We start from the raw sequence: 1866 nt of genomic DNA, 5'->3' as shown, positions 1-1866 counted from the left end.
GGCTATTTCTCTAGGGTTTATGTCCCAGACTCAATTGATTTAATTTATTATTTTATTGCGTGGAAACCACTATCTACATGGATATTCTCACCAGTTACGCCACTTGAGAAATCACTCAATAAGTAAGCAGCTGTTTTACCTACTTCTTCTTGATCCACATTTCGTCTTAATGGTGCACGTTCTTCAATTTCTTTAAGGATTGTGTTGCAACCACCAACACCTTTAGCACTTAACGTACGAATTGGACCAGCAGAAATAGCATTTACTCGAATGTTGTCCGGGCCTAAATCATAAGCTAAATATTTAACATTAGCTTCTAAACTTGCTTTAGCTACACCCATCACATTATAGTTTTGAACGGCAAATTCACCACCAAGGTATGTTGTTGCAACAATACTACCACCGTTTGGCATTATTTTCTTCGCTTCGTGCGCAACAATTGTTAATGAATATGAACTGATATCTTGCGCAAGTAAGAAACCTTCACGTGATGTTTCAGAGAAACGTCCACGTAAGTCTTCAATATTTGCAAATGCGATAGAGTGATATACGCCATCAATATTGCCTACTTCTTCGCCAATTTTAGCAAAACCATTTACTACATCTTCATCTTTTTGAACATCGATTTGATATAATTTTGGCTCTTCTTGGTTTAATTGTTCTAATAATTTTTCTAATTCTTTGCGGCTACGGTCTTTACGATAAGTGAAAACAAGTTTAGCCCCTAATTGATCTAATACCTTTGCAACGCCAAATCCGATACTACGTTTATTAGCAATACCCATAATTACGAAGGTTTTATTTTCAAGATTAATCATTCGAAATAACTCCTTAATCATCGTTTTTTATATCTTAATCTCACTGTACAAACAATGTAGACTAATCTAACGTTATTATTTTACCATTTTTGCTTCATAATTATAAAGCAATATTATTACCTGGTCATATAGGAAATAGGCTGGGACAAAATAAAATGTCTCAGCCTATTTTATCATTTTGTCAGAAGCTGACTGATTTGAAAATGCGCTTGAATCAAGCTTTTTTCAAACCTAGTCATCCTTGCCGGGGTAATACAACGAAATAAATTTTGAGAAAATATTATTTCTGTCCCACTCCCTTTTCTTGTTATATTATTAAAAGCTCATCATAGATTTTTATTATCTGTTTTGAGATGCTGTGAGAATCTCTCATTTGCATCGAAGTAAAGTTTATTAAACCAAATCATTATCATGTTTAATTCTATAAACAGTCTGCCTTGTTATATTCACTTCTTTCGCAATCTTACTGATAGCTGTGCCTTCCTTTAACATTTCCACAACTCGATGATAGATAATGCGTTTTTGAGGATCCTTTGCATTCGCTGAATAAAGTAACGGACGCCCTTTATATACACCTTTTGCTTTCGCAACTTGAATACCTTGTGCTTGTCTACGTTTACTTTCATTTCGTTCTTGTTCTGAAACCATTGCTAATATTTGTATGATTAAATCTTTCATAAACTTATCTAATAAAGGATTGCCAATGACTTCATTCATCATAGGTAAACTAGTAATCATCAATTGAACTTCTTTATCCTTTAAATAATTAACTGTGTTAATCACTTCATCATAATTACGACCTAAGCGATCAATCGATTCTACGACAAATCTATCGCCCATTCTCACAAAGTTAAGTGCTTCTTGAAATACGGGTCTATTTTCTACTGACTTTCCCGATTGTTTCTCTGTAAATATTTTCTCTACGCCAAATGTTTTCAAATTATCTAGCTGTCTTTCTAAATTCTGATCTATCGAAGATACTCTTGCGTAACCTATAATCATTCATTTTCACTCCACAATTAATATACACCCTAATCATACGTTTTAG

Annotated in this window: 2 protein-coding genes; both read right to left on the bottom strand. The window is 33.6% G+C overall.

All coding sequences use genetic code 11. The features are described 5' to 3' along the window. Positions 1–47 precede the first annotated feature (47 nt). Complete coding sequence (fabI, locus tag HMPREF3241_RS01750; RefSeq protein ID WP_000609031.1) at positions 48–818, bottom strand: enoyl-ACP reductase FabI; 771 nt, start codon at positions 816–818, stop codon at positions 48–50. A 393-nt stretch (positions 819–1211) separates the two neighbouring features. Next, positions 1212–1820 (bottom strand): recombinase family protein, encoded by a 609-nt coding sequence (locus HMPREF3241_RS01745; RefSeq protein WP_070853396.1) that lies wholly within the window; start codon positions 1818–1820, stop codon positions 1212–1214. Between the last annotated feature and the right edge of the window lie 46 nt (positions 1821–1866).

The organism is Staphylococcus sp. HMSC34G04 (assembly GCF_001838765.1).
GTDB lineage: Bacteria > Bacillota > Bacilli > Staphylococcales > Staphylococcaceae > Staphylococcus > Staphylococcus epidermidis.
The sequence above is the reverse complement of the archived record's forward strand: the minus strand, read 5'-3'. Positions and strand labels throughout refer to the sequence as shown.

What these genes read in the sequence shown, in the direction of transcription:
- fabI (WP_000609031.1), bottom strand. Translation starts at nt 818, where the DNA reads ATGATTAATCTTGAAAATAAAACCTTCGTAATTATGGGTATTGCTAAT.
- HMPREF3241_RS01745 (WP_070853396.1), bottom strand. Translation starts at nt 1,820, where the DNA reads ATGATTATAGGTTACGCAAGAGTATCTTCGATAGATCAGAATTTAGAA.